Annotated in this window: 1 protein-coding gene; it reads right to left on the minus strand. The window is 38.1% G+C overall.

Going from position 1 to position 1,274, the window contains the following annotated elements; all coding sequences use genetic code 11:
- Positions 1–266 precede the first annotated feature (266 nt).
- Positions 267–1,274 (minus strand): hypothetical protein (locus tag FTV38_RS17635; protein ID WP_218950303.1); only part of this gene is annotated, 1,008 nt, incomplete at its 5' end.

Consider the following 1,274-nt stretch of genomic DNA (forward strand, 5'->3'; position numbering starts at 1 on the left):
TTTGTATATCTCCCATTTTCTTTTAGAAGCTGCTCAATAGCGTCATATACGTCTTGCTTGGTCACAGCACTTGAAATTTTGTTATTCACTTAGTTACTCCAAAGTGAGTTATTGATTTTATTTACTTTACTAAACTTAGTTTATTTAGTTTAGTTTAGTTCATTTAGTTTAGTTTATTCACTTCACTTTAGATAGTGTAATTCATTCCAAAATTTAAAGTTTGAATCGGTGCAGTTTTGGCAAAAAAAGTATAAAAAAAACCATTCTTAGAATGGGTCATACCTGTAGCCATCATCTTTACTTGGCGATGGTGTTGGTGTTGGTGTTGGCTCAATATCTCGCACCTGGCTAACTTCAACTGGTTTTTTAAATCGGTCTTTGGCTGTATCGAATAGAGAATCTAGGCGGTCATGCTCACGTTGAGAGAAGTAAGTACCTAACCGCTTTTCAGCAAATTTCACCATTCTCTTATCATTGGCAATCATCTGTTGAATGTGATCACGCATCTGGTCTGTCATGTCTTTTTCTTGGCGTGAGAAGTGCTGTAAAGCGTTGTACTTCTCGCATATAGCTTCATACAGCTCAGTCCCCATCGGATTTTTTTTGTGATACTTCAATTCTTGTATTTCAGCCCAATATTTCACGTCTTTGGCTGCACTAACATAGCTGTATGAGAATATACGTGCAGCATCAATTGGGCTTTTCGGTTTAATAGCAAAGCCTTTGGAATTGATAGCTGTTAATACTCGATTGCTTTCTTTAATTGTGTGGTCAAATCTCTCAGTGAGTCTTCCAAAGTCGTTAAGCGTTCGCTGACTTCTGTGGTATTTAGAAGTGAGCTGGCGGTAGAAATCTGTGAAAGGGTCTGTGTTAATTTCGATTGAGTATCCTGAATATCTTTGAGCATCGGCTGAATTTGCTGATTGATCTTGTCTTGGACTAACTGATCTATATTTGATTCCCTCAAGGCACTGGTTAAGGTTTTTTCCAAATAAGCCTGCGTTTGTTTTGAGAATCCTTTGATAGATTCGTTCAAAAAGTCCACTGGTGGCTCTTCTTTCATCTGTTGAAGTAGTGCTGCGCTGCGCTTCTCCAATTGCTCGATATATATCTTCTGTCCGTCGATGCAGTTCTGTTGCAGCTTGTTTTGCTCCTTCAAAAGACTGACTTGCTGACTGATTAGCTGAGTTAATTCGCTCATTTACTTCACCAATGAAATTATGATCAGGATTAGCAGTAACGCTGTGCATGATACTGACAAAATTAGACTGATT

Origin of the sequence: Acinetobacter sp. YH16044, from assembly GCF_013417145.1 — a bacterium.
Classification (GTDB): domain Bacteria; phylum Pseudomonadota; class Gammaproteobacteria; order Pseudomonadales; family Moraxellaceae; genus Acinetobacter; species Acinetobacter amyesii.